Below are 25,625 nucleotides of genomic sequence, written 5' to 3' on the forward strand. Positions count from 1 at the left end.
ATGAATAAAAGGGGCGGATTATCTATAATTGATAAGCGATAAAAGATGATTGATTCTTACTTTTCATAAAAATTGATAAAATTATTTATCAATTATCATTTATCAATTATATAAATGTTTCCCTAAACAGCATTATCCGTTCCAGGTTCATTGGGTATAATCTCAGCTTGTTACAGCACCCCTTTATTTCAACCGCGAAATTACAAAAAATATGTGAGATGTGAGTTTTAAGTTTTGCGAGCCAAATTTTGAAGTATTAAAAAAAAGCTTCAAGCATACTGCCTATAGCATTAGTACGCTTTATTATGAGCGTCGATATAATAATAATTTATGCTGTCTTTGGTAACATCAAACATTTTGCCCAGTTTCCAGCTGAAATTTCTCTTGATATTCGAATATTCAAAAGGAATAATTACTTTATTATTAACATCAATCACTCCAAATCTATCGTTTTGCGAAGCAATAATCATCGGATCAGATACATCGTCACCTTCCAAGATATATAAATATTGATATTGAGGATAAATTTGATAATCCCGGTAATCTTCTGCATTTACAAATTTTGATTTTTCAATGATCCCATAAAAACCGTTTAAAATATAAGCCTGAAACAACTGTTGTTTGTAACTCCCTAATTTACACTGTCCTAGATCAGAATCTTTAAACTGATACACTCTTCTTCCTGTACGATCAACTCTGTATGATATTAAATCTTTTTCAACCGTCGCGTACTCTTTCGTACCGAATTTTCTGATTTTTTCGTTTGGAGAATTTAAAAGATTGCAATCTTCAGCAAAAAAAACAGCAATATGATATTCCGGCTGAATAATAAATTTTCCTTTCTGATTAACATACCCAAATTTTCCATCTTTCTTTTGTGGAATTAAAACAGGAATATCTTTATTAATTACCACCAGATCTGGATTAGACTTAGGTTTCGGAGATGCCTTTTTTGCTACAGCCTTTGAAACATTTTTCACAGGAGTTTTCTTCACAGATTTTGTCTGAGAAAAAATGAAAATCGACATAAATACACCCAGAAAATTAACTACATTTTTCATATTCACCGTTTGACTGCAAAAATACGACCAAAAATAGATATTATAAAACTCATATTTATAAAGAATCTAAATAATATCATCTTCATAAAATAGTAAAAATTCGTAATTTTGGGAACATTTTTAATTGTTTGATAATTTTAAAACGTTTTTAAGATATAACTTTTGATGTTGATATGATCAAAAAATTTCAGAAACGTTACCAAAGAGGGTTTTGCGGCAAGACAGAAACAGAATACGCGTAAGCCATTTACACTTTCAAAGAAGTCCTTTATACTCACATTTGGCAGTGAATATTATCTCACATTTTTAAAGAAAAGGTGTAGATTATGTTGATTTTACTCTAATCGGTATTATCTATCAATAATGCAATAGTTTAAGATAAAATTAATTGTATTTTAGATAGGCTAATAAAGAAGAAATAGCAGCAATACCAACTGTTTATAATCTACTTTAACAAAGAAAAGACTTCTATATGAATATTTATAAGGATTACATCAAAGAGATTGAAGAAAGAAAAAACCAAGGGCTTCATCCAAAGCCAATTGACGGTGCAGATTTACTAAGCGAAATCATTACACAAATTAAAGATGCTGGTAACGAATATCGATCGGATTCTCTTAAATTTTTCATTTACAACACCCTACCGGGAACGACTAGTGCAGCGGGTGTAAAAGCTCAATTTTTAAAGGAAATCATTCTGGGTGAATCAGTTGTAGAAGAAATATCTCCGGCTTTTGCTTTCGAATTATTATCTCACATGAAGGGAGGTCCTTCTATTGAAGTATTGCTGGATCTTGCTTTAGGGAATGATATTTCTATTGCCAAAGAAGCGGCAAATGTTCTTAAAACTCAGGTTTACCTTTATGATGCGGATACTAACCGCCTGAAGGAAGCATTCAATAGCGGTAACGAAATCGCAAAAGAATTAATTGAAAGCTACGCAAAAGCTGAGTTCTTCACAAAGCTTCCTGAAGTTGCAGAAGAAGTAAAAGTGGTTACATTCATCGCCGGTGAAGGTGATATTTCTACAGATTTACTTTCTCCGGGTAATCAGGCTCACTCAAGATCAGACCGTGAATTGCATGGTAAATGTATGATTACTCCTCAGGCGCAGGAAGAAATCAAAGCTTTACAGGCTCAACATCCTGATGCAAGTGTAATGCTTATTGCAGAAAAAGGAACAATGGGTGTTGGTTCATCTCGTATGTCGGGAGTAAACAACGTGGCTCTTTGGACTGGTAAACAGGCAAGCCCATATATTCCATTCGTAAATATTGCTCCGATTGTTGGAGGAACAAACGGTATTTCTCCTATTTTCCTTACTACAGTTGATGTAACAGGAGGTATCGGAATCGATCTTCAAAACTGGGTGAAAAAATTAGACGAAAACGGAAATCCTGTTCGTAACGAGAATGGTGACATCGTTTTAGAAGAAGCTTATTCTGTTGCTACAGGAACAGTTTTAACGATCAATACTAAAGAAAAGAAATTATATAACGGAGATGTTGAATTGAAAGATATTTCAAAATCATTTACTCCTCAAAAATTAGAATTCATCAAAGCTGGTGGTTCTTATGCCATCGTATTTGGTAAAAAATTACAAACATTTGCCGCAAAACTTTTAGGAATTGAAACGCCTCTTGTTTTTGCTCCTTCTAAAGAAATTTCTATCGAAGGACAAGGTCTTACTGCAGTTGAAAAAATCTTCAACAGAAATGCCGTTGGTGTTACTGAAGGTAAATTATTACACGCAGGTTCTGACGTTCGTGTAGAGGTAAACATTGTCGGTTCTCAGGACACAACAGGTTTAATGACCGCTCAGGAATTGGAATCTATGGCTGCAACTGTAATTTCTCCAATCGTTGACGGAGCTTATCAGTCAGGATGTCATACCGCTTCAGTTTGGGATAAAAAAGCTCAAACGAACATTCCTAAATTAATGAAATTCATGAACGATTTCGGAGTGATCACAGCACGTGACCCGAAAGGTGAATATCATGCAATGACAGACGTTATTCACAAAGTTCTTAACGATATTACGATTGACGAATGGGCAATCATCATCGGAGGTGACTCTCACACAAGAATGTCTAAAGGTGTTGCTTTCGGAGCTGACTCCGGAACGGTAGCATTAGCTTTGGCAACAGGTGAAGCTTCTATGCCAATCCCTGAATCTGTGAAAGTGACTTTCAAAGGTAATATGAAAGAGCATATGGATTTCCGTGATGTGGTTCACGCAACTCAGGCTCAGATGTTGAAGCAATTTGATGGTGAAAACGTATTCCAAGGTAGAATTATTGAGGTTCACATCGGAACACTTCCTGCTGACCAGGCATTTACATTTACAGACTGGACGGCAGAAATGAAAGCAAAAGCTTCGATCTGTATCTCTGAAGATGATACTTTGATCGAATCATTGGAAATTGCTAAAAGCAGAATCCAAATCATGATCAACAAAGGAATGGATAATCACAACCAGGTTCTTCAAGGATTAATCAATAAAGCTAATAAGAGAATCGAGGAAATCAGATCAGGTGATAAACCAGCTCTTACTCCGGATTCGAATGCTAAATATTACGCTGAAGTTGTTGTTGATCTTGATCTAATCGTTGAACCAATGATTGCTGACCCGGATGTAAACAATGATGATGTTTCTAAGAGATATACTCACGATACCATCAGAGACCTTACGTATTACGGAGGTGAGAAAAAAGTTGATCTTGGTTTTGTAGGATCTTGTATGGTTCACAAAGGAGATTTAAAAATTGTTTCTCAAATGCTTAGAAATATTGAAAAGCAAAATGGTAAAGTAGAATTCTTGGCTCCATTGGTGGTGGCTGCTCCTACTTACAATATCATTGACGAATTAAAAGCAGAAGGAGACTGGGAATTCCTAGAAAAATATTCAGGTTTCGAATTTAACGATAACACTCCAAAAGGTGAAGCTCGTACCCAATACGAAAACATGATGTACCTTGAGCGTCCGGGATGTAACCTTTGTATGGGTAACCAGGAAAAAGCTGAAAAAGGAGACACTGTTTTAGCAACTTCTACCCGTCTTTTCCAAGGAAGAGTGGTTGAAGATTCTGAACGCAAAAAAGGAGAATCTTTATTGGCCTCAACTCCGGTTGTTGTACTTTCTGCGATCATGGGAAGAATTCCTAATATCGACGAGTACAAAACAGCTGTTGAAGGTATTGACCTTACTTCTTTTGTACCTTCAATCAAAGAATTGGTTACAGTTGGTCATTAATTGAATTAAACGATAAGTCGAAAGACTATTTTAAGTTATATAAGAAAGATTTTAGTCCATTGGATTTAAAATCTTTCTTTTTTTATTTAGAACCTTTCCATTTAAGAGTCGTTAATATTATTTTAACCTATGTCAATGACTCAAAAATTATTTTTTCCTTAACTTGATAGGTATTAAAAATATTAATTATTCATCTTATTTATACCGTTTTATAGATGGTAGGAATAGTATTTGATGGTTAGTATTTGAGAAAATTTTCCATTTTTAATTTAAAATTAAAGTCAGGAAAAAATTTATAGAAAAAGAAAAATTAAAACAGATATGACTTTCGACATTGACATGATCAAAAAAGTGTACGAGCGTTACCCGGAAAGAATTGCTGCGGCAAGACAAATTGTGGGAAAACCTCTTACACTTTCAGAAAAAATCCTTTATACCCACTTATGGGAAGGTAATGCTACATCAGCACATGAAAGAGGAAACTCTTACGTAGATTTCGCACCGGACAGAGTAGCGATGCAGGATGCAACTGCGCAGATGGCGCTTTTACAATTTATGCAGGCAGGAAAAGCTAAAGTGGCTGTTCCTTCAACGGCTCACGCCGATCACTTGATTCAGGCAAGAGTAGGTGCACAGGCGGATTTACAGGAAGGTCTTAATAAGAATTCAGAAGTTTTCAATTTCTTGGGTTCTGTTTGTGATAAATATGGAATTGGTTTCTGGAAGCCGGGAGCGGGAATCATTCACCAGGTTGTATTAGAAAACTACGCATTCCCGGGAGGTATGATGATCGGAACTGACTCTCACACAGTAAACGCGGGAGGCTTAGGAATGGTTGCTATCGGAGTTGGTGGTGCTGATGCCGTAGACGTAATGGCCGGAATGGCTTGGGAGCTTAAAATGCCAAAATTAATTGGTGTCAAGTTAACAGGTAAAATGTCTGGCTGGACTTCCGCAAAAGACGTTATCCTAAAAGTAGCAGGAATCCTTACTGTAAAAGGAGGAACAGGATGTATCGTAGAATATTTCGGAGAAGGCGCTCAATCTTTATCTGCAACAGGAAAAGGCACGATCTGTAATATGGGTGCTGAGATAGGAGCTACAACTTCTACTTTCGGATATGATGATTCTATGAGAAGGTATTTATCTTCTACAGGAAGACAGGATGTTGTAGACGCTGCTGACGTAATTGCTGAACACTTAACGGGTGATGCTGAAGTGTACGCAAACCCAGAACAATATTTCGATCAGGTAATTGAAATCAATCTTTCTGAACTAGCTCCACATTTGAACGGACCTTTCACTCCGGATTTGGCAACTCCAGTTTCTGAATTTAAAGCTAAAGCTGAGGCAAACGGATGGCCTATCGAAGTAGAATGGGCATTGATCGGTTCTTGTACCAATTCTTCTTATGAAGATTTATCAAGAGCTGCTTCTATCGTTGAAGATGCAGTAGCAAAAGGTGTTAAGCCTAAAGCTATCTTAGGAATCAACCCAGGTTCAGAGCAGGTGAAATTCACGGCAGAAAGAGACGGTTTCTTAGATTCTTTCAGAAAATTTGAAAACGCAAGAATCTTTACCAACGCTTGCGGCCCTTGTATCGGACAATGGGACAGAGAAGGTGCTGAAAAAGGAGAGAAAAACTCAATTATTCACTCTTTCAACAGAAACTTTGCGAAAAGAGCAGATGGTAATCCAAATACTCATGCATTTGTAGCTTCTCCCGAAATGGTAGCTGCCATCGCCATCTCTGGAAGATTAGATTTTAACCCAATTACAGATACATTAACCAATGAATCTGGAGAACAGATAAGATTAAACGAACCTCAAGGTTTTGAATTGCCTGCAAAAGGTTTTGCCGTAGATGACAACGGATACCAGGCTCCATCTGAGGACGGATCTTCTGTTGTTGTAAAGGTAAGCCCTACTTCAGACAGACTTCAGTTATTAGAAGAATTCCCGGCTTGGGATGGAAAAAACATTGAAGGCGCTAAAGTTTTAATTAAAGCTTTCGGAAAATGTACAACTGACCATATTTCTATGGCGGGACCATGGTTGAAATACAGAGGTCACTTAGACAACATCTCAAACAACATGTTGATCGGAGCTGTAAATGCTTATAACATGGAAACAAACCGCGTTAAAAATGAATTAACGGGTGAATACGGTGAAGTTCCTGCTGTACAGAGAGCTTACAAAGCTGCAGGAATTCCTACCATCGTTGTTGGAGATCAAAACTACGGTGAAGGTTCTTCAAGAGAGCACGCTGCTATGGAACCGAGACACCTTGGCGTAAAAGCAGTATTGGTAAAATCATTCGCGAGAATCCATGAAACAAACCTTAAAAAACAAGGAATGTTGGGATTAACTTTCGCTAATGAGGCTGATTATGATAAAATCAAGGAAGATGACACGGTTAACTTCTTAGATTTAGATCAATTTGCACCAGGAAAACAGTTGTCTTTAGAGTTTGTACATGCAGACGGAACGAAAGACGTTGTTATGGCAAATCATACCTATAACGATCAGCAGATTGATTGGTTTAAAGCAGGTTCTGCACTAAACTTAATCAAAAGACAAGAAAATTAATTGTTAGATTAATTAATATATACTAAAAAGCAACTTCAATTGAAGTTGCTTTTTTATTTTAGCTTGCTTAAAAAATTTGTTCTGTAACTGTCTCCTATCGGGATTTCATGTTCAGAAGACAATATTATTTTTTTCGCGGCAATGCTTTTAATTTGATCTAAATTAATGATAAACGATTTATGAATACGGGCAAAAGAAAACTCAGAAAGTTGCTGTTCAAGAGATTTTAAAGTATCCAAAACAATATATTCCTGATATGCCGTTTTAATATTCACATAATCTTTAATACTTTCGATATAAAGAATGTCCTCAAAGTTGATTCTATGCTGCTGTCCTGAAGATTTCACATAGAAATGGGACTCTGCTTTATCTTCACTGAAAGAAAAACGTTCCTGAGCTTTCAAAGCACTTTTATAAAAACGTTCAAAAGAAACCGGCTTTAAAAGATAATCGACAATATTGTGCTCGTACCCTTCCAGGGCATATTCGGAATACGCTGTCGTTAAGATGTATTTTAATTTATCTCCAACAATTTTCATGAAATTAATTCCCGTCAGTTCAGGCATTTGAATATCAAGAAAAACCAGATCAGCTTCATTATTTTGAATAAAATCTAAAGCTTCGATAGGATTTTCAGAAGAAAAAACCAATTCAAAAAAAGGAATTTTCTGTACATAACTTCCTAACAGCGAAATCGCTAATGGCTCATCGTCTACAACAATACATTTAATTTTATTCATTTCGTAAATCAATTTTTAAATCTACAACAAATTCGGTTTCAGACTCATTGATATTCAATTCATATTTTTTGGGATATAAAATTTCCAGTCTTTTTTTCACATTATCAATCCCGATTCCTGATGTTGAATCTTTCATTCTATCCTTTTTAAAATTTAAAAGATAAAAATGTAAGATCTGGTTGTCATCAGAAAGTTTCATCTCAAATCCTTTTTCACGAAAATCTCCATGTTTAAAAGCATTTTCTACAAACGGCACTAAAATCATCGGTGAAATATTCAATTTAGGATAATTAATAATCTTTTCAACAGTTAATAATTCGGGGGCTTTTAATCGTAATTTTTCGAGAGCCGTCAAACTATCAATATATCCAATTTCTTTATCTAAAGTAATCACATCTTTTTCCAGATCTTTGGTACTGTACCTCAACAACTGGCTTAATTCCTCAAGTGCCGGTAACGCTTTATCAGATTTTTGATAAACGAGAGAATAAATATTATTCAAAGAATTAAAAATAAAATGCGGATTGATTTGGGTTTTTAAGGCCTGTAATTCTGCGGTTTTTCTGGCTTCAATCAACTCTGCTTTCTCTTTTTCTACATCAACAAAGTATTTAAAAAACCAAAAAGTAGTACTGATAAAAATAGTAGTACTGCTGTAGAAAATATTATCAAAAAAATAAAATCCAAAATTGGTTCCTTCCTTATAGTTTCTTAATCCCACTGTCGCAGGCAACAAAATCTCTTCCACAGAATATCGAACAAGGACAAAACAGGAAGCACTTAGCAAAAATGCAATCACAGATTTATACCATTTACCTGCATCAAAAAAATTAGGCGCTACCAGAAAATAGTTCACATAAAAGCAAATAAAACTTGTGAAAAAGAAAGTAATATTAAGAATAATTCTCTCCGTATGAAATACAAAATAGGGAATAAGAACCGATCCTATACTATAAATTCCCCAAAAGAAAATATGCAGATAAATGAGTTTGTTCGCTTTCATAAAGCAAAAATAGGATATCTGTTAAATTATGGACTCTAATTTCCGATGAACGACTGCATTTCTCCGATAAAAATCTTTTAATCCCAATAAACAGAGGCTTCGTCTAAACGCTATTTCATAGATTTTAGCGTAAATCTACCTTTGAACCATCAAAATAAAATAACTAACAATAAATAATTATGAAAACATTGATCTATAGCCTAATCTTATGCTTCTCCACTTTTATTTCGGCACAGAAAAAACCATCGGAATATTTTAATAATCCTAAAACTAAAGTTTTGATTGTAGGATCATTCCACTTCGATTACCCAAATCTTGATGCTCATAAAACAGAAAAAAGCGATCAGATAGATGTTCTTGCTCCTAAAACAGCTAAAGAAGTAACCGAACTTGTAGAATACATTAAAAAATTTAAACCTACAAAAATAGCCATCGAAGCTTGGCCAAAATGGAATGCCAATCAAAAATTAAAAGAATACAGTGAAGGCAAATACAGAGAAAAAAGAGACGAACGTTATCAGCTTGCCATGCGTATCGCCAACGAACTCAAGATCAATGAGCTTTTCAGTATAGACGCATCATCTGCTTGGGATGATCTTGAAAAAAAGTTTGGAAAACAAGATTCTGCTTATTTTAACGCGATTAGCCAAGATTATGATTTTCAGAGTAATGATGCGATATCTAATCAATATACAGCTTTTTTCAAGAGTACAGAACCTAAAAACTTCAAATCGATTCTCGAAAGTTTTAAATATATGAACAGCAAAGAATTTCATCAATATGAATATGGTGCTTATCTTACAGGAGATTTTAAACTAAGAGATCATGACGGCGCAGATATGCTTTCATTGTATTGGTATAACAGAAACCTTAGAATGTTCCGTAATATCCAGAGTATCCCTCACAATACCGAAGACAGAATACTTGTTATTGCAGGAAATGGGCACGCATCAGTACTAAGACAGTTGTTTACCTCTTCTCCCGAATTTGAATATACAGAGTTTAATAGTCTTAAATAAATAGAAAAGCATTTTTGTAACAAAATTTCCTTTTCTGCGTCTAACTGAATAGTAGTAAAAAAACATTATGAAAAAAACTATATTCGTTCTTTCTGTGATAGGCTCTATGTTTACCTATGCACAGGAGAAGGCCAATAGTCAGATAAAAGAAAAGGAAATTGAAGGTGTAGTACTCACCAAAACTAAAAAAGCCGTTGAACAAAAAGCAGATCGTACGATCTTTGATTTTTCTGAGCAGCCACAGCTTAATAACGGAAACGTTTTGGAAGGAATCAAAAAGCTTCCGGGTCTTGTCTCTACGGACATCGCGGGAATGATGTATCAAGGAAAAATCCTTGATGTATATTTGAACGGAAGACCTTTAAATATTACTTCCAACGAATTAAATTCTTTCCTTGAAGGAATGCCCGCAAACTCTGTTGACAGAATCGAGGTAATCACCCAGCCCGGAGCAGAATTTCCTGCAACTTCTGGCGGAGCAATCATGAATATTATTACGAATAAAAATGCCAATAAATATTTAACGGCAACCTATTCAGGAAATTATTCTTTCACTAATTATGATAAATTCCGAAGCAGAACAACGAATTCATTAAATCTAAATGCAAGAAATAAACTCTTCGGATGGCAATTGAACGTTGGTCAAAACTATCGCGAAAGCATGCTGAACGGCCAACAAGACGAATTATTATCCAGTAATACAGATAGAATCGGACGAGGATATTTTGCAAAATCAGGGGTAACTTTTGATCTTGGGCAGGACAGATTATTATTAAATTACGATATTTATCACAATAATAATGACAATTATACTTTGAGTAATGGTCATGGAGATTTACCTTTTCAAAACGATCCAAAAGATCTTAGAGAAGCATTCTTTAACGCCTCGGATGCAGCCCGCACCGATAATTTAAGACAGGAAGCGGTGGCAACGTATCAAAAACGTTTTGCCGATAAATCTCAGAAATTAGATTTCCAATTTGGGTATACAAGATCGGACAGTAAATTTGCTCAGGATAATTTTTATCAAAACGGTTATTTTGTTTTTGATCCAACGCAAGCAACACAGAGTAATGGTCAAAAAGATGTTCTGAATAACAAATCTGTGATGAATATTGCCAACTTTAAAGTAGATTATTCTCAGCCCATAAAGCTTTTAGATGGTGGAAAAGTAAGTTTTGGAGGTTTATATGAAAAACAGGATTATGATACAGAAAGTTTTGGAATCACAAACCTTGATTATCAAAGACAAACGGCTTCAACCTATCTTGAATTTCAGGCTAAATTAAAGAAATTCGATTTCACTTTAGGTTCAAGAGCCGAAAATTATGATATTTCCGGTATTACGCGATCTTTTGATAAAAATGGTAATCTTGTACAGGCCGATTTAATTCCATTTAATACATTCAAATTATTTCCGAACGCGAGTGTTCAATATAACTTGATGAATCAGGTGTATGTTGCTGCGAATTATAACAAAAAAATCAGTTTGCCAAGTATTTCTGCATTAAATCCAAATAACGTAACGTTCTCTGGGCCAAGCACAGAAGTAAACGGAAATCCGAATCTACAGCCTACGATTTTTGATAATTATGAAATAAAGATTTCAGCTTTTGATTACGCATTTATTGGATACAGTGTAAGTTCGGCAAGTAATCAGGTTGCGCAAATCATCAGAAAAGACGGAAGAAAGTTATTTAATGAACAGGTGAATATTTCGAGGATGAGAATTCACAACTTCAACGTTGGCCTTCCGATTCCGTTTATGGTTTTCAGTAAACCGTTGAGCGAAATTATGAAGTTTAATTTCAATCCTGACAAGATTAATTTCATGTATCTGTATGCCGGTTATCAAAAGCATGAAATTGACAATCTGAATAATAAAGGTTTCTGGATTTTAAATGCAATGGCGCAGATTATTTTGCCGAAAGACATTAAATTGACAGCAAATTACAGTTATTTAACTCCAAAAGCAGGGTACTTTTACTTTACGGCAGAAAAGCCATTCAACAATTCATTCGACCTTACTTTAACGAAAAAATTCATGGATAATCGTTTGACGGTTTCTGTTTTTGCCAATGATATTTTCAACGGACAAATGATGCAGGTGCGTTCTAATCCACCGTCTGGAACTCCGGTAGTCATTAGCAGTAAATATGATACAAGAAATTTCGGACTTTCTATTAATTATAAAATCCCGACGAGAAATAAATTGGCAAAAGAAGACGCTAATATTCTTAATCAGACGAAAAAAGAAGATACTGGTGTGATGCAGCAGGCACAATAATTTGTTGCTTAAACACAAATTAGCACTAATATTTTATCAATAGGAACGGACTTTAGTCCGTTTTTTTTATGTAAAAAAATCAAATTGGCTTTAGCCGAAACATATCAAATTTTGTTTTTTAAATTAAAAATCAACAGTCTGAAATCTCCAATCCAACGTATCAATCAATGTGATTTGATTGATATTTAATGGTAAATGTGTTATCAATTTTAAGGTTAAATTTGCCATCATACTTCCTACAATTCCCGGCAAAGCTCCCAAAACTCCGAGACTATCACAATCCGGAAGATCTACATCAATAGGTGGTTCAGGAAATAGATCTCTTAAATTCTTACTTCTTTGATAATTAAAAATCGCAACCTGTCCTGAAAACCCTAAAATACTCCCATAAACCAAAGGTTTACCAAGTTTCACACAGACATCATTAACTAAATATCTCGTTTTGAAATTATCTGAACCATCAATCACAACATCAAATTGAGAAATAATTTCTTCTGCATTTGCTTCACCGATTTTACTTTCAATTCCTATAAAATTAACTTGATGATTAAGGGTTTTCACAAATTGCTCTGCACTTTTGACCTTCGATTTTCCAACGGAATTTTCATTGTGAATGATCTGTCGGTTTAAATTATGTAATTCCACCTCATCAAAATCTGCAACTCCTAAAGTCCCAACTCCAGCAGCCGCCAAATATTGAATAACAGGACTTCCTAATCCGCCTGCCCCAATCACAAGTACTTTAGAATTCATGATTTTCCGTTGACCTTCCAAACCGATTTCTTCAATAAAAATTTGACGGCTGTATCGAGCAAAACTATCTTCGCTTTTCATTAATAATTTATTGTTGAATTGTTTTTTTTAACGCAGAGAACGCAAGGCAATTTTAAAAATGATTCTGCATATTTTCTTTCGCAAAGGCATTTCATTCAGCAAATGATAGCTATTCTTAAGTCTTTGCTTTTTTGCGTTTAAAATCGTTTTCAATTTTTTAAATTCCACTGTACACAGCATCCCAATCTTTCATCACCGGATCGTAGCCGGATCTTTTGATCACATTTTTAATTTCATCCATACTCCTTTCGTCGCTGGTCTCAAATTGTTCTAAAGACTCTTTATCAACCACATAACCACCAGGATTCGTCTTTGATCCTGCACTCATTGCTGTTGCTCCCAATGAAATGATATTATTTCTGAATTTTTCATTTTCTCTGGTGGAAATGGATATCTCCAACTCTTCGTTCCAAATTCTATAAGCACAAATTAATTGGAGTAAATCTTTATCTTCCATAATGAAATTGGGTTCGATGATTCCTTCAGCTGGTCGTAATCTTGGAAATGAAACAGAAAATTTACTTTTCCAATAGCGCTTTTGAAGATAATCGATGTGAAGTGCATTAAAAAAACTGTCAACCCGCCAATCTTCCAAGCCCAATAAAACACCCAAGCCCATTTTATGAATTCCTGCTTTTCCAATTCTGTCAGGGGTTTCCAGACGAAAATTGAAATTTGACTTCTTTCCTTTCGGATGATATTCTTTATAGACTTCCTGATGATAGGTTTCCTGATATACCAAAACAGCATTCACGCCTTCATCATGGAGTTGTTGATATTCTTCTTCCGACAGTGGCTGAACTTCAATAGAAATATTAGCAAAATGAGGCTTCAGCAAACGAACCGACTTCAAAAAATAATCAATCCCAACCGTTTTATTGGCTTCTCCGCTTACCAGCAATACATGATTGACTTCCATTGCCTTTAACGCCATCGCTTCTATAATAAGCTCCGTACTGGAAAGCGTCTTTCTTTTAAGCGTGTTATCTAAGCTAAAACCACAATAAGTACAGATATTCTGACATTCATTACTCAGATACAATGGTGCATATAGCTGAATGGTTTTCCCAAATCGTTTCTGAGTAAGTTGTTGCGTCATTCTTGCCATCAGTTCTAATTTCTGAGCCGCAACAGGAGAAAGAAAATTAAGGAAATCTTCTATTGTTTTAGTCCTTTTTTGCAGGCTGTTTTCAACATCAGATAATGTTACTTTTTCCAATTTGGCTTTAATATCATCCCAATGATAATTTTCAAAAATATCTTTAAAACTGTTCATGATTTTTTATTCAAATAAGAAAGACGTCAGTGGGCTAGAAGCTTTTGCATGATTTCCAATTGCTCCCAATCCTGATTCATAAGCTCTTCTTCCTGCAATTACGCCTTCTTTAAAAGCCAATGCCATATTTATTGGATTTCTGGCCACGGCAATCGCTGTATTTACCAGAACCGCATCTGCTCCCATTTCCATGGCTTTTGCAGCATCGGAAGGAGCGCCAATTCCTGCATCCACCACTACCGGAACATTACTCTGACTGATAATTATTTCTAAAAAATCTACTGTTCTCAAGCCTTTATTGGTGCCAATCGGGGCTCCAAGTGGCATTACGACTGCTGTTCCTGCATCTTCCAAACGTTTACACAAAACAGGATCGGCATGAATGTATGGCATCACGATAAATCCTAATTTTGCTAATTCTTCTGTCGCGTACAACGTTTCAATAGGATCGGGAAGCAAATATTTTGGGTCTGGATGGATTTCCAATTTCACCCAGTTTGTTTCCAAGGCTTCTCTTGCCAATTGTGCTGCCAAAACTGCTTCTTTGGCAGTTCTCGCTCCTGAAGTGTTGGGTAAAAGATGAGATTTTGTAGGCTTTAAAGCACTTAGCAAATCATCTTCCGAAGATTGAGAATCAATTCTTTTCAGTGCCATCGTTACCATTTCACTTCCTGAAGCGATGATGGAATCGGTCATTTCTGAAAGATTCCCGAATTTTCCTGTTCCTAAAAACAATCTCGATTCGAAGGTTCTGTCTGCTATTATTAATTGTTGATTATTCATGTAATGCGAGTTTAATTTCATGTACTGCAGCGGTTCCGTTCGTAATTAAACCTGAAACTGCAACGCCATATATTCCGATTTTATGTAGTAATTCAATATCATTGAGGATAACTCCGCCAATCGCAAAGATTTTTGGAATTTCCAATGACAGGCTTTTTAAGTCCTGAATGATCTTTTCATAGCCTTCAAAGCCCAAAATAGGACTGAGTTTTTCTTTCGTTGAGGTAAATCTTAACGGTCCTAATCCAATATAATCACACTGCTCCTTTATTCTTTGCAGAACATCTGAAAGCGTGTTGGCTGTTCCGCCTATGATTTTATCTTTCCCTAAAATATGTCTTGCTATTTCTATGGATTGATCACTCAAACCTAAATGAACGCCGTCCGCATCAACGTCTTTTGCAATCTGAACATGATCGTTGATGATACAAACCGTATGATTATCCGAGCATAGCTTTTTTGAGATTTCACAAAGTTTGACGAATTCATTTTCCGGAGCGTTTTTCCAGCGAATCTGAATCCATCCCACCCCGTTATCAATGGCTTTCCGAATGTTCAGCTCCTGATCTTCCATGGTTAAACCTTGAGATATGTATTGTAATTTTTCCATTATTTAATTTGAATGAAATCCCAGTAAAGTAGGATTACTTGTTAAAAATTTTTCGATGTATAATTTTCCGTTTCGACAGGCTTTTTCTACATTTTTTCCTAAAGCTAAATGACTTGCAATAGCCGAAGAAAGCACGCAACCTGAGCCGTGTTTTGGATAATAAGCAGAAGTTTTATCGGTTGGATGAATTGAAATTTCTTTTTCATTCTTCATTAAAATATCTGTTCCTAATTGATCTTCCCGATGTCCCCCTTTTATTAAAACTGAACATGAATTTTCCGCATTTTTAAAAAGATTAAATTCCTGTAAAACCTTGTATTCATTATAGTTTGGAGTAATTAAATCAATTAGTTTTAAAACATTTTCCAACTCAGAAATTGTATTTAAATCAAAAAAAGAAAAATCGGAAGTACTTTTCAAAACCGGATCCCAAACGATTTTTGTTTCAGGATTAATAGATTTAACTTTTTCTACTATTTCACTTAAAAATTGAGCATCTTTTACAACTCCTATTTTCACGGCTTCAGTGTGATAATTTTTCATTAAAACATTAATTCCGTATAAAATTTCTTCTAATGGCTGCCATTTTAAGCTTAAACATTGAGATTCTGTCTGTAAAGTCATTGCCGTACAAACTCCCAAACCCCGAACTTTCAATTGTTCAAATGTTTTAATATCAGCCAATAAACCGGCTCCGCCACTTGGGTCGTAGCCTGCAATGCTCATTACGAAAGGACGTTCTGTCTGCATTTTTTGAAAATATTTAAAGGTTCATCACTTTCCCAGATTGCACCTAACAAAGCCACTCCGTCTACTCCACTCTCGAAAACTTCGCTGATATTTTTTTCATTAATTCCTCCCAAAGCAATCACCTTCACATTCGAATTATCTCGTTTTTTAATATCATTTAAAATTGTTGAATTTTCTCCATACCCCTTTTTAGAAATACTTGGAAAAACTGGACTGATAAATGAATATTCCCAATCTTCATTTAATCGATTAAAAGTTTCAATGTCATGAACTGACGTTGAAATCATTTTATCTGTAAAAGATTTAAACAAATCATGCTGTCTGTCAATTTCTCTAAAATGAAATCTCGAAATATTAAAGTTTTTCGCTAAATCATAATGACTGTGCAAAACCAATTGTTGATGAAACTCTGAATTTATATTTTGAATAAAATCCGTCATTTCTTCTGAATTAATGAAAGGCTTTCTGATATGAAGCAAATCCAATCCTTCCTGAAATAATTCATTAATCAATTCAGTTTCATTATTCATCATTTCTTCGGGAGTGATTACGATGATCATATATAAATTTCTTTCCCTTTTTCGATGAATTCCTGTGATTTGTCGAACATTCCTTTTTCTGCAGATTCACGAATTTCCTGTGTAATTTTCATTGAACAGAATTTTGGTCCGCACATCGAACAAAAATGAGCAATCTTCGCTCCGTCCGCAGGAAGTGTTTCATCGTGATAAGATCTAGCTGTATCCGGATCTAACGAAAGATTAAACTGATCTTCCCAACGGAACTCAAATCTGGCTTTACTTAAAGCATTGTCTCTGTATTGTGAGCCTGGATGACCTTTCGCCAAATCTGCGGCATGGGCAGCTAATTTATACGTAATAACTCCAACTTTTACATCTTCTTTATTTGGAAGTCCTAAATGTTCTTTTGGCGTCACATAACACAACATCGCACAACCGAACCATCCAATCATCGCCGCTCCGATTCCCGAAGTAATGTGGTCGTAACCCGGCGCAATATCGGTTGTCAAAGGACCTAATGTGTAAAACGGTGCTTCATCACATACTTCCAATTGCTTCTCCATATTTTCTTTGATCATGTGCATCGGAACGTGACCGGGACCTTCAACCATCACCTGAACATTGTGCTTCCAGGCAATTTTTGTCAACTCACCTAGCGTTTCTAATTCTGCAAACTGTGCTTCATCATTGGCATCAGCAATCGAACCTGGACGAAGACCGTCTCCCAAAGAAAAAGCAACGTCATATTTTTTCATGATTTCGCAGATCTCCTCGAAATGCGTGTACAAAAAGTTTTCCTTATGATGATACAGACACCATTTTGCCATGATAGAACCTCCTCTGGAAACAATTCCTGTCACACGTTTTGCTGTCAAGTGAATATATCTCAACAAAACTCCGGCGTGAATCGTGAAGTAAGAAACTCCCTGTTCTGCCTGTTCAATCAATGTATCTTTAAAAATTTCCCAAGTAAGATCTTCTGCAACACCTTTTACTTTTTCCAACGCCTGATAAATAGGAACGGTACCAATTGGAACCGGGCTGTTTCTGATAATCCATTCCCTAGTTTCGTGGATGTTTTTTCCTGTTGAAAGATCCATAATAGTGTCAGCTCCCCAACGACAAGCCCAAACTGCTTTTTCCACTTCTTCTTCGATACTTGATGAAACGGCACTGTTCCCGATATTGGCATTAATTTTAACCAGGAAATTTCGTCCGATAATCATCGGTTCGCTTTCGGGGTGATTGATATTGTTGGGAATAATTGCTCTTCCCGCTGCAATTTCGTCTCTTACAAATTCGGGAGTGATCTTACTTTTCGGAGTTCTTGCGTCAAAGCTGTTTCCCGGATGTTGGAAAGCCATATCTTTTGAAACAGAATCCAGTTGTTCGATCTTTTGATTTTCTCTAATCGCAATATATTCCATTTCAGGAGTGACAATACCTTGTCTTGCGTAGTACAATTGGGTAACTTCTTGTCCTTCTTTTGCAACTTTTGGCTTGTGATTGTAAGAAAAACGCAGTTCATCCAGTTTTGAATCAGCGAGACGTTTTTTTCCATAATTTGAAGTAATTCCATCTAGAATTTCTACATCATTTCTATCCAGAATCCATTGTTCTCTGATTCTTGGAAGTCCTTTTTCGATATCGATTTCTGAATTTTCGTCGGTGTAAGGTCCTGATGTATCGTAAATTGTGACAGGAAGATTTTCTTCTAAAGTTCCGTTGGTGAGTTTTGTTGGACTTAAGTGTATTTCGCGCATCGCTACGTTGATCGGGTGAATTTTCCCTTCAACATAGATTTTTTTTGAGTTCGGAAACGGCGAACGTGTGATATTGTGAGCCATATAATTTTTTGTTTTATGGAAATTAACCGCCTTGAGTGGCAGTAATGATTAAAATAGAATCGTTGTCCTTGAGAAATGTTTCCAGCCAGGCCGACTGCGGAATGATACGATTGTTGAGCGCTACGGCAATACCTTTCCTTTTTCCGGGTATTTCAATAGCCAAAAGTGCTTCCAGATTTTCGGGAAGTTCAGCAAAAGTTTTTCGGGTGTGGTTGATTATGAGTTCCATTCCAAAGTTTTAATTAAACATTTAACTTTAGGAATGTCCATAATTGTGCATAGAAAGCACAACAAAAAGTCATCTCACTTTTCCCTACGCTGGTATGATCCAGATCAGGTTCAAAGGGTAAAGTCTCAGTCTGCTTGTCAACAGACACCCCTAAAGTATGGGACGAAGGTAGTTATTTTTTTGAAATACGCAAAATTGATTTTTGTCTGAAATGAAAAAAAGACCATCTCGGTTGGGAGACAGTCTTCGTAATTGCATTTAAAATTTATTTCAATTAAATTAATCTTAAACAATTCATTTATAATAAGGTTAGCATCCGCACATCCCTTTTTTTGTATAGAAATAAGCTTTCTTCTTATAAATAATTTTTATTGAATATTGATTTTCCTCTATACAAGAATCTTCAACTTTTGTTGATTTTATTACTTTTATATAGATTTTGTAAGTTTTATTTCCAAAAGCCTCAGGATATTCTTTTGTACCTTTTATACTTGGAAAAGTTTCATCTTTTCCTTTAAAATTAAAAAGCGCCCCACCTTCTTCAGATAAATTAGCTACCGGATTTTTCTTTCCGTCAATATAACATCCTGCGTGCATTTTAGGATCTTTCAAATCGTGAAGAACAGGTTTTTGTGCAAAAAAACTGCATGACACGAAAAATGCGATCAATAAAGGTAAATATTTCATGGTGAGATTATTTTTAGAATTAAAGAAAATAGCTTAAACCTGCTTTGTATCTATTAAGCCTGTCTGCCAAACCATTATATCCGCCATTAATAGTTTTTGTGATTTTTTTAAACACAACAAGATTATTTCCGGTATCAATATTTTTGGTGATATCAATTTGATCTGCCAATGCATTCAGTTTTCTGCTATTCCAGAACCATGCTGCACTTTCTGCCGCGTTTTTCAGTTGTATATTGCTACATTTGGTAACGTTTTTCCCACCCAAAAATGTTGGGTTTACAATAAAATCTGTTCCTAAAGCAATAGAAACAGCTTTATAATTTGCTCTGCCTGTAATTTGAATTAATCCCCGTCCTTTAAACTTTACACCATCTCCCTTTTGGGTATTTCCCAGATCCTGTCTTCCTTCATAAGCACTTCCGCTTGCCAGTTCTTCTGTATAAAATAATCCTCCGCTTTCATGTCCGACCTGCGCCAAAAAATTAAGCATTCTGGAAGGTGTGTTAATAGAAAAATGATCACAGGTTTCTATAATATAAGGTAGAAATTTCGAGGCGTACGTTGATTTGGAACAAGTAGCTTCTTTAAGTTGTCCGAGTGTAAGCATGATATTGATCTTTAAAATTGATAGCATAAAGCTATTTCTTAAAAATCAAATAAAATACAGTGAAACCACTATTTCGAAGTAAGTATTTCTACGGAATTTAACTTTTAAAGAATGTTTTTCATTCCTCACAAGCTCTCCAAATCGCATCATTTTGCGGAACAGGAGCTATGATTTCAATATTTTCTTTGGTAACAGGATGAATAAATTCTAGTTTTCTTGCGTGAAGATTAATTCCGCCATCCGGATTGGAACGAGGTGAGCCGTATTTTAGATCTCCTTTAATAGGAACCCCACTTTTAGATAATTGAGCTCTGATTTGATGATGTCGTCCTGTTTCAAGATCAATCTCAAGCAAGAGATAATTATCCAACTTTTTAATAATATGATAAGTAAGAATCGCTTCTTTTGCTCCGTCCGTTACTTTCGTGAAGACAATTGCCTTATTATTTTTTTCGTTTTTCTGTAAATAATGAACCAAACGCTGGCTTTGCGGAATCATTTCTTTAGCAACAACCGCCCAATATGTTTTTTTAACCTCCCTGTTTTTAACCATTTGCGTTAAACGGGAAAGCGCTTTGGAAGTTTTAGCATAGATTACCAAACCCGAAGTTGGTCTGTCGATACGATGAACCAAACCGAGAAAGACATTTCCCGGTTTAGCATCTCTTATTTTTATAAAATTTTTGATGGAATCCAATAACGATTCGTCACCAGTTTTATCACCCTGTACAAGCTGACCTACTTTTTTGTTTATCACCAAAAGATGGTTGTCTTCATAAACAATCTGCTCCTCCATTTTTTAAGCCTGTCTTTGTCTGTTTGAAAAAGAAAGAATAATTCCTCCCAGAAGTCCTAATGTTTTCATTCCTGCCAATCTCGAATCCAATGGCAAAAATGCCCCGATAATGCATAGACCTGCTGCTGCATACATTGGATAAATAAAATTTTTATTGGAAAGAAAAGGAGCCTGAAGAACGAAGCTTATTCCTATAATTACATAAAACACTCTTTTTGAAAGTATGTTACTTACCTCCGGAGAAAATATATTAACCCATCCCGCTGCAAGGCAAATCACAGCAATTACGGAAATAATCCCTTGTATCGTTTGTTGGTTTCTCATTAAAAAATATTAGTAGCTTTCTGTTTCGTTTGGAAAATCAACGTTTTTCACGTCTTTTACATATTGAGCAACCGCTCCTGTAATTTCAGTATAAAGATCAAGATATCTTCTTAAAAATTTCGGACTAAAACCTTGGTTCATCCCAACCATATCGTGATACACCAAAACTTGTCCGTCACAATCAGGACCCGCTCCGATTCCGATGGTTGGAATCGTAATGCTTTCGCTTACCTTCTTAGCCAAATCAGCCGGAATTTTCTCTAAAACAACCGCAAAACATCCTAATCCTTCCAAAAGCTGCGCATCTGCGATTAACTTCTCGGCTTCTGCTTCATCTTTCGCTCTTACTTTATAGGTTCCAAATTTATAAATTGACTGAGGCGTCAACCCTAAATGTCCCATCACAGGAATTCCTGCATTGATAATTTTTTTGATAGATTTTGAAATTTCTTTCCCTCCTTCAATTTTTACTGCATGAGCTCCACCTTCCTTCATCATTCTAACAGCAGACTCCAACGCTTTTTCAGGGTTACTCTGATAGGTTCCGAAAGGTAAGTCTGCCACCACCAACGCTCTGTTTGTCCCACGAACAACACTTTGAGCGTGATAAATCATCTGATCCAAAGTAATCGGCAACGTCGTTTCAAAACCGGCCATTACATTTGCTGCAGAATCTCCTATCAAAACAGCATCAATTCCACCTGCATCTACCATTTTAGCCGTGGTAAAATCATATGCAGTAAGCATCGTTATTTTCTCCTTGTCGAATTTCATTTTACGCAAGGTTTCAGTCGTAACTTTTTTAATTTCAGAGTGAACAGACATAATTTATCTATTTTTTAAAAGTTAAAAAGTCGGCTTCCGCCGACTTAAGTTTTTTTGTATGATTTATAAAACTACGTGTCCTAGTTTCATTAATTTATCGTGATTCAGAATTTTGATATTTCTTCCGTCTACTTCGATGAGATTGTCTCCTTTAAATTCAGAGATAAGACGGATCGCACTTTCAGTAGCAGTTCCGATGATGTTTGCAATTTCTTCTCTTGTCAAAGAAATCTTAATAAACCCCTCAGGATCAACGCCTAACTTCTGTTCCAATAGAATCAGAATTTCAGCCAATCTTTCTCTTACCGTTTTCTGCGCTAAGAATGTGATGGTGTTGGAAGATTCTCCCAACTCGTAAGAAATTTTTTGAAGCATCACGAAAGACAATTGAGGATCTACCTCCAGAAGATACATAAAAACTTCGGCAGGAAGAAAAATACACTCAATATCTGTCATTGCTTCTGCTTTGGCTTGAAAATTTTCTCCACAAAGCAAAGATCGGTAGCCGATGATATCACCTTCTTTAATAAATCTCAAAATCTGGTCTTTCCCGAAGGCTCCCGATTTGGAAAGCTTAGCGGCACCCTTATCTAAAAAGTAGACTCCTTTTGGAGTTTCCCCGTCTTCGAAAATGGTATCGTGCTTTTGAAAACTCAACCTCTTTTTGGCGTTGATATACTTCTCAAAATCTGCACTGGTAAGTCTTTCCTTGAATGATTTATCATTAAAAACTCTGGCGAACCTCTCTTCAATTGCAATCTGTTGTTCCTGCGACATTTTATATGACATTTATCACAAAAATAGCACATTTTAAAACGATAAACAAAAAAAAATGTTATAATTTTGTAAGTCAATAATTTATGGAGGTGAGCGAGAACTGTTTTCATTGCGGACAAGGTATAGAAAAGGAAAGAATTCTTTTTGATGAAAGGATCTTCTGTTGCAACGGTTGTAAATCTGTCTACGAAATTCTGAATACCAATAATTTAAGTAATTTTTACGAATTAAATAAAACGGCCGGAATCCGTCCAAGTGATGATAATTCTTCGCAGTTTGATTATTTAGACACTCCTGAGATCTTTGATAAAGTTACAGATTTCTCGGAAGGAAACACCAGTCTGATCACGTTCAAAGTCCCTGTAATACATTGTTCTTCTTGCATTTGGCTATTGGAAAGCCTTCATACTTTAAATGAAAATATTAAATATTCTCAGGTTAACTTCACAAGGAAGACCTTGCAGGTTTCATTCAACCATAACGATCTAAAATTAAGCGAACTAGCTAAATTTTTAACCAATCTAGGATATAAACCGGTTATCAGTCTTGAAACCGCTGATAAAAATGAAGATCATCTCGACAAATCTTTATTGGTGAAATTTGCCATTGCCGCCTTTGCTTTTGGTAACGGAATGTTCCTTGCCTTCCCTGAATATATTGGAGGTGAAGATTATTGGATGGAACATTATAAAGGCTTATTCAGAACCTTAATATTCCTTCTGGCGACTCCTGTTGTATTTTATTCCGCATCAGATTATTATAAATCTGCTTGGTATGGATTAAAAAACAAGATTGTAAACATTGACGTTCCAATTGTTTTAGGAATCTTCGTTCTATACGGAAGAAGTATTTATGAAGTAGTAACAGATTATGGCCCAGGATATTTCGACACGCTTTGTGGACTTTTATTCTTCATGCTTCTCGGGAAAATTTTCCAAAAAAGAACATATAGCGCTCTTTCATATGATAGGGATTACAAATCTTTCTACCCGATTGCCGTAACGAAAGTTGATTTTGAAGGAAAACAGGATAATATTTTATTGTCTGAAATAAAAGTTGGTGACAGAATTTTAGTTAGAAATCAGGAAATCATCCCTGTTGACGGAATTTTGATCAACGGAGAAGGAAATATTGACAACAGTTTTATTACCGGAGAAAGTGAAAGTATCAGCAAACAACCCGGAGATAAAATTTTTGCGGGAGGAAAACAGGTTGGATCTTCTTTAGAATTGGAAGTTATCAAAAATGTTGATCAAAGTTATTTAACACAGCTTTGGAATAAAGAAGCTTTTAAAAAGCATGAAACAGGACTTGACACACTGACAAATAATGTTAGTAAATATTTCACATTCATCATTTTAGGCATTGCTTTAGTTGCAGGAACTTATTGGTATTTTATTGATTTAAATAAAATGTTTCAGGTTGTTTCCGCAATTTTAATTATTGCTTGTCCATGTGCGCTTGCGCTGTCTGCTCCGTTTACTTTCGGACATATTATGAGGATTTTAGGCAGAAATAAGTTCTATGTAAAAGATACTTTAACGATTGAAAAAATTGCGAAAATTAATACTATTGTTTTTGATAAAACAGGGACAATTACTCATAGAAAAAAATCAAACATCAAATATGAAGGTCCTGAAATTCAAGAATTTGATTTATTAAATATCAAAACTTTATTAAAAAACTCAAACCACCCACTTTCCAAATCTTTATATGAATTCATTGAGTCTAAGGATGAATATTTCCCTGTTGAAAGTTTTCAGGAGATCTCAGGAAAAGGTTACGAAGCCAATGTAAGAGGGAATATTTATAAGATTGGTTCTGCACGTTATAATAATCAGGAATCTAAAAATCTTGAAACAGCCGTGTATATCAGTAAAAATGATGTTTTTCTAGGAAAATTCATCTTTAAAAATGAGTATCGTGCCAAACTTAAAGACTTATTTAAAAAATTAGCGAACTACAAAATTTATATTCTGAGTGGAGATAACTCTTCAGAAGAAAATCAATTAAAAGAATTAATTCCAAATTGCCAGGCCATGGCTTTTAATCAAAGCCCGGAAGACAAACTTAATTATATCAAAAACCTTCAAGACAAAAACTTAAAAGTTGCTATGCTTGGAGACGGCTTAAATGACGCCGGAGCCCTTAAACAGAGCAATGTAGGAATCGCAATTGCCGATGACACCAATAGCTTTACTCCGTCTTCAGATGTCATCATGAATGGTGATAAAGTGGTAACTCTTGACAACTATTTAAATGTTTGTAAAGGGTCGATCACTATTGTAAAAATGACATTCATAATTAGTTTTCTATACAATATTGTGGGATTAAGCTATGCCGTTACAGGTCACATGCATCCGCTTTTTGCAGCACTGATAATGCCCGCAAGCTCAATCACCGTAGTTACATTCACTACCGTTTCAACATGGATACTTGGAAGAAAGTATTTCAAAAAACACGCTTAAAAGCCCTTATTTAGACTGATTTTAAATTAGCAAGTGCGGCTATTTCGTGATTAATATCATTATTTTTCACTAAATTTGAGCCCTGAAAATAGGTTAATTTTGTTGTCAAATGGATATTCTATATTTAATGATCCTCTGCAGTGTTTCTTTGGCTGCAATTTTCTTGGTCGTTTTTATAGTCAATGCCAGGAAAGGACAGTTTGAAGATGATGAATCTCCGGCTGTGCGAATCCTCTTTGACTCAGGCGAAATCAAGGAAAAAGATGATGATGGCAACAAACCCAACAAGAAAGAAATAGGAGAAAATAATAAAATTGAAGAAAAAAGTGAATAGTTGAT

The 25,625-nt window shown here is 35.4% G+C and carries 23 protein-coding genes and 1 riboswitch; of the genes, 6 read left to right on the top strand and 17 right to left on the bottom strand.

Annotated elements, in window-relative coordinates; translation table 11 throughout:
• Positions 1 to 290: 290 nt before the first annotated feature.
• The gene (locus tag BT156_RS15130; protein WP_072411283.1) at positions 291 to 1,061 is read right to left on the bottom strand and encodes a WG repeat-containing protein; all 771 of its coding nucleotides are present in this window, start codon (positions 1,059 to 1,061) and stop codon (positions 291 to 293) included.
• A gap of 472 nt (positions 1,062 to 1,533) precedes the next feature.
• On the opposite strand from BT156_RS15130, the gene BT156_RS15135 reads away from it, so the two are divergent.
• Together BT156_RS15135 and BT156_RS15140 are read left to right on the top strand one after the other, a co-directional pair.
• Entirely contained in the window at positions 1,534 to 4,314 is a 2,781-nt protein-coding gene (locus BT156_RS15135; RefSeq protein ID WP_072411284.1) for a bifunctional aconitate hydratase 2/2-methylisocitrate dehydratase, read from the top strand.
• Positions 4,315 to 4,635: 321 nt separating this feature from the next.
• Entirely contained in the window at positions 4,636 to 6,903 is a 2,268-nt protein-coding gene (locus tag BT156_RS15140; RefSeq protein WP_072411285.1) for an aconitate hydratase, read from the top strand.
• Between the two features lie 53 nt (positions 6,904 to 6,956).
• On the opposite strand, the gene BT156_RS15145 is transcribed toward BT156_RS15140, so the two are convergent.
• Entirely contained in the window at positions 6,957 to 7,643 is a 687-nt protein-coding gene (locus BT156_RS15145) for a LytR/AlgR family response regulator transcription factor (protein WP_072411287.1), read from the bottom strand.
• Positions 7,636 to 8,646, bottom strand: a complete 1,011-nt coding sequence (locus BT156_RS15150) for a sensor histidine kinase (protein WP_072411289.1) — start codon at positions 8,644 to 8,646, stop codon at positions 7,636 to 7,638. Before BT156_RS15150 ends, BT156_RS15145 begins: the two co-directional genes overlap by 8 nt.
• A gap of 179 nt (positions 8,647 to 8,825) precedes the next feature.
• Between BT156_RS15150 and BT156_RS15155 the strand changes: the two genes are divergently transcribed.
• A complete protein-coding gene (locus BT156_RS15155) occupies positions 8,826 to 9,665 on the top strand; it encodes a DUF5694 domain-containing protein (RefSeq protein WP_072411291.1) in 840 nt (279 codons plus the stop codon).
• Positions 9,666 to 9,732: 67 nt separating this feature from the next.
• The gene (locus tag BT156_RS15160; RefSeq protein WP_072411293.1) at positions 9,733 to 11,952 is read left to right on the top strand and encodes an outer membrane beta-barrel family protein; all 2,220 of its coding nucleotides are present in this window, start codon (positions 9,733 to 9,735) and stop codon (positions 11,950 to 11,952) included.
• A 123-nt stretch (positions 11,953 to 12,075) separates the two neighbouring features.
• Here the strand turns inward: BT156_RS15160 and BT156_RS15165 are convergent, their stop codons facing one another.
• The 14 genes from BT156_RS15165 to BT156_RS15230 form a co-directional block, all read right to left on the bottom strand.
• Positions 12,076 to 12,786: a HesA/MoeB/ThiF family protein gene (locus BT156_RS15165; protein WP_072411295.1), complete on the bottom strand. Its 711-nt coding sequence runs from the start codon at positions 12,784 to 12,786 to the stop codon at positions 12,076 to 12,078.
• A 157-nt stretch (positions 12,787 to 12,943) separates the two neighbouring features.
• Positions 12,944 to 14,062 (bottom strand): 2-iminoacetate synthase ThiH, encoded by a 1,119-nt coding sequence (thiH, locus tag BT156_RS15170; RefSeq protein ID WP_072411297.1) that lies wholly within the window; start codon positions 14,060 to 14,062, stop codon positions 12,944 to 12,946.
• A gap of 6 nt (positions 14,063 to 14,068) precedes the next feature.
• Positions 14,069 to 14,845, bottom strand: coding sequence for a thiazole synthase (locus BT156_RS15175; protein WP_072411361.1), 777 nt, complete (start codon positions 14,843 to 14,845; stop codon positions 14,069 to 14,071).
• Positions 14,838 to 15,455, bottom strand: coding sequence for a thiamine phosphate synthase (locus BT156_RS15180; protein ID WP_139255493.1), 618 nt, complete (start codon positions 15,453 to 15,455; stop codon positions 14,838 to 14,840). Before BT156_RS15180 ends, BT156_RS15175 begins: the two co-directional genes overlap by 8 nt.
• Positions 15,456 to 15,458: 3 nt before the next feature.
• On the bottom strand, positions 15,459 to 16,205 hold the full coding sequence (locus tag BT156_RS15185; RefSeq protein ID WP_072411301.1) for a hydroxymethylpyrimidine/phosphomethylpyrimidine kinase: 747 nt from the start codon (positions 16,203 to 16,205) through the stop codon (positions 15,459 to 15,461).
• Positions 16,181 to 16,765, bottom strand: coding sequence for a thiamine phosphate synthase (locus tag BT156_RS15190; RefSeq protein WP_072411303.1), 585 nt, complete (start codon positions 16,763 to 16,765; stop codon positions 16,181 to 16,183). Before BT156_RS15190 ends, BT156_RS15185 begins: the two co-directional genes overlap by 25 nt.
• Positions 16,762 to 18,573, bottom strand: coding sequence for a phosphomethylpyrimidine synthase ThiC (thiC, locus tag BT156_RS15195; protein ID WP_072411305.1), 1,812 nt, complete (start codon positions 18,571 to 18,573; stop codon positions 16,762 to 16,764). Before thiC ends, BT156_RS15190 begins: the two co-directional genes overlap by 4 nt.
• 22 nt (positions 18,574 to 18,595) lie before the next feature.
• Positions 18,596 to 18,802 (bottom strand): sulfur carrier protein ThiS, encoded by a 207-nt coding sequence (gene thiS / locus BT156_RS15200; protein ID WP_072411307.1) that lies wholly within the window; start codon positions 18,800 to 18,802, stop codon positions 18,596 to 18,598.
• 64 nt (positions 18,803 to 18,866) lie between these two features.
• Positions 18,867 to 18,964, bottom strand: a riboswitch (TPP riboswitch).
• Positions 18,965 to 19,111: 147 nt separating this feature from the next.
• Entirely contained in the window at positions 19,112 to 19,489 is a 378-nt protein-coding gene (locus tag BT156_RS15205; protein WP_072411309.1) for a hypothetical protein, read from the bottom strand.
• Positions 19,490 to 19,508: 19 nt separating this feature from the next.
• Positions 19,509 to 20,123, bottom strand: a complete 615-nt coding sequence (locus BT156_RS15210) for a glycoside hydrolase family 19 protein (RefSeq protein ID WP_139255494.1) — start codon at positions 20,121 to 20,123, stop codon at positions 19,509 to 19,511.
• Positions 20,124 to 20,214: 91 nt separating this feature from the next.
• Positions 20,215 to 20,892: an RluA family pseudouridine synthase gene (locus BT156_RS15215; protein ID WP_072411311.1), complete on the bottom strand. Its 678-nt coding sequence runs from the start codon at positions 20,890 to 20,892 to the stop codon at positions 20,215 to 20,217.
• A gap of 3 nt (positions 20,893 to 20,895) precedes the next feature.
• Complete coding sequence (locus BT156_RS15220; RefSeq protein ID WP_072411313.1) at positions 20,896 to 21,216, bottom strand: hypothetical protein; 321 nt, start codon at positions 21,214 to 21,216, stop codon at positions 20,896 to 20,898.
• A gap of 9 nt (positions 21,217 to 21,225) precedes the next feature.
• Entirely contained in the window at positions 21,226 to 22,041 is an 816-nt protein-coding gene (gene panB / locus BT156_RS15225) for a 3-methyl-2-oxobutanoate hydroxymethyltransferase (protein ID WP_072411315.1), read from the bottom strand.
• Between the two features lie 63 nt (positions 22,042 to 22,104).
• Positions 22,105 to 22,818 (bottom strand): Crp/Fnr family transcriptional regulator, encoded by a 714-nt coding sequence (locus tag BT156_RS15230; RefSeq protein WP_072411317.1) that lies wholly within the window; start codon positions 22,816 to 22,818, stop codon positions 22,105 to 22,107.
• Between the two features lie 89 nt (positions 22,819 to 22,907).
• On the opposite strand from BT156_RS15230, the gene BT156_RS15235 reads away from it, so the two are divergent.
• Together BT156_RS15235 and ccoS are read left to right on the top strand one after the other, a co-directional pair.
• On the top strand, positions 22,908 to 25,286 hold the full coding sequence (locus tag BT156_RS15235; protein ID WP_072411363.1) for a heavy metal translocating P-type ATPase: 2,379 nt from the start codon (positions 22,908 to 22,910) through the stop codon (positions 25,284 to 25,286).
• 109 nt (positions 25,287 to 25,395) lie between these two features.
• Positions 25,396 to 25,620 (top strand): cbb3-type cytochrome oxidase assembly protein CcoS, encoded by a 225-nt coding sequence (ccoS, locus tag BT156_RS15240; protein WP_072411319.1) that lies wholly within the window; start codon positions 25,396 to 25,398, stop codon positions 25,618 to 25,620.
• The last annotated feature ends 5 nt before the right edge of the window (positions 25,621 to 25,625 follow it).

The sequence above is a fragment of the Chryseobacterium limigenitum genome (assembly GCF_900114875.1).
Taxonomy (GTDB): domain Bacteria; phylum Bacteroidota; class Bacteroidia; order Flavobacteriales; family Weeksellaceae; genus Chryseobacterium; species Chryseobacterium limigenitum.

What these genes read in the sequence shown, in the direction of transcription:
- BT156_RS15130 (WP_072411283.1), bottom strand. Translation starts at nt 1,061, where the DNA reads ATGAAAAATGTAGTTAATTTTCTGGGTGTATTTATGTCGATTTTCATT.
- BT156_RS15135 (WP_072411284.1), top strand. Translation starts at nt 1,534, where the DNA reads ATGAATATTTATAAGGATTACATCAAAGAGATTGAAGAAAGAAAAAAC.
- BT156_RS15140 (WP_072411285.1), top strand. Translation starts at nt 4,636, where the DNA reads ATGACTTTCGACATTGACATGATCAAAAAAGTGTACGAGCGTTACCCG.
- BT156_RS15145 (WP_072411287.1), bottom strand. Translation starts at nt 7,643, where the DNA reads ATGAATAAAATTAAATGTATTGTTGTAGACGATGAGCCATTAGCGATT.
- BT156_RS15150 (WP_072411289.1), bottom strand. Translation starts at nt 8,646, where the DNA reads ATGAAAGCGAACAAACTCATTTATCTGCATATTTTCTTTTGGGGAATT.
- BT156_RS15155 (WP_072411291.1), top strand. Translation starts at nt 8,826, where the DNA reads ATGAAAACATTGATCTATAGCCTAATCTTATGCTTCTCCACTTTTATT.
- BT156_RS15160 (WP_072411293.1), top strand. Translation starts at nt 9,733, where the DNA reads ATGAAAAAAACTATATTCGTTCTTTCTGTGATAGGCTCTATGTTTACC.
- BT156_RS15165 (WP_072411295.1), bottom strand. Translation starts at nt 12,786, where the DNA reads ATGAAAAGCGAAGATAGTTTTGCTCGATACAGCCGTCAAATTTTTATT.
- thiH (WP_072411297.1), bottom strand. Translation starts at nt 14,062, where the DNA reads ATGAACAGTTTTAAAGATATTTTTGAAAATTATCATTGGGATGATATT.
- BT156_RS15175 (WP_072411361.1), bottom strand. Translation starts at nt 14,845, where the DNA reads ATGAATAATCAACAATTAATAATAGCAGACAGAACCTTCGAATCGAGA.
- BT156_RS15180 (WP_139255493.1), bottom strand. Translation starts at nt 15,455, where the DNA reads ATGGAAAAATTACAATACATATCTCAAGGTTTAACCATGGAAGATCAG.
- BT156_RS15185 (WP_072411301.1), bottom strand. Translation starts at nt 16,205, where the DNA reads ATGCAGACAGAACGTCCTTTCGTAATGAGCATTGCAGGCTACGACCCA.
- BT156_RS15190 (WP_072411303.1), bottom strand. Translation starts at nt 16,765, where the DNA reads ATGATCATCGTAATCACTCCCGAAGAAATGATGAATAATGAAACTGAA.
- thiC (WP_072411305.1), bottom strand. Translation starts at nt 18,573, where the DNA reads ATGGCTCACAATATCACACGTTCGCCGTTTCCGAACTCAAAAAAAATC.
- thiS (WP_072411307.1), bottom strand. Translation starts at nt 18,802, where the DNA reads ATGGAACTCATAATCAACCACACCCGAAAAACTTTTGCTGAACTTCCC.
- BT156_RS15205 (WP_072411309.1), bottom strand. Translation starts at nt 19,489, where the DNA reads ATGAAATATTTACCTTTATTGATCGCATTTTTCGTGTCATGCAGTTTT.
- BT156_RS15210 (WP_139255494.1), bottom strand. Translation starts at nt 20,123, where the DNA reads ATGCTATCAATTTTAAAGATCAATATCATGCTTACACTCGGACAACTT.
- BT156_RS15215 (WP_072411311.1), bottom strand. Translation starts at nt 20,892, where the DNA reads ATGGAGGAGCAGATTGTTTATGAAGACAACCATCTTTTGGTGATAAAC.
- BT156_RS15220 (WP_072411313.1), bottom strand. Translation starts at nt 21,216, where the DNA reads ATGAGAAACCAACAAACGATACAAGGGATTATTTCCGTAATTGCTGTG.
- panB (WP_072411315.1), bottom strand. Translation starts at nt 22,041, where the DNA reads ATGTCTGTTCACTCTGAAATTAAAAAAGTTACGACTGAAACCTTGCGT.
- BT156_RS15230 (WP_072411317.1), bottom strand. Translation starts at nt 22,818, where the DNA reads ATGTCGCAGGAACAACAGATTGCAATTGAAGAGAGGTTCGCCAGAGTT.
- ccoS (WP_072411319.1), top strand. Translation starts at nt 25,396, where the DNA reads ATGGATATTCTATATTTAATGATCCTCTGCAGTGTTTCTTTGGCTGCA.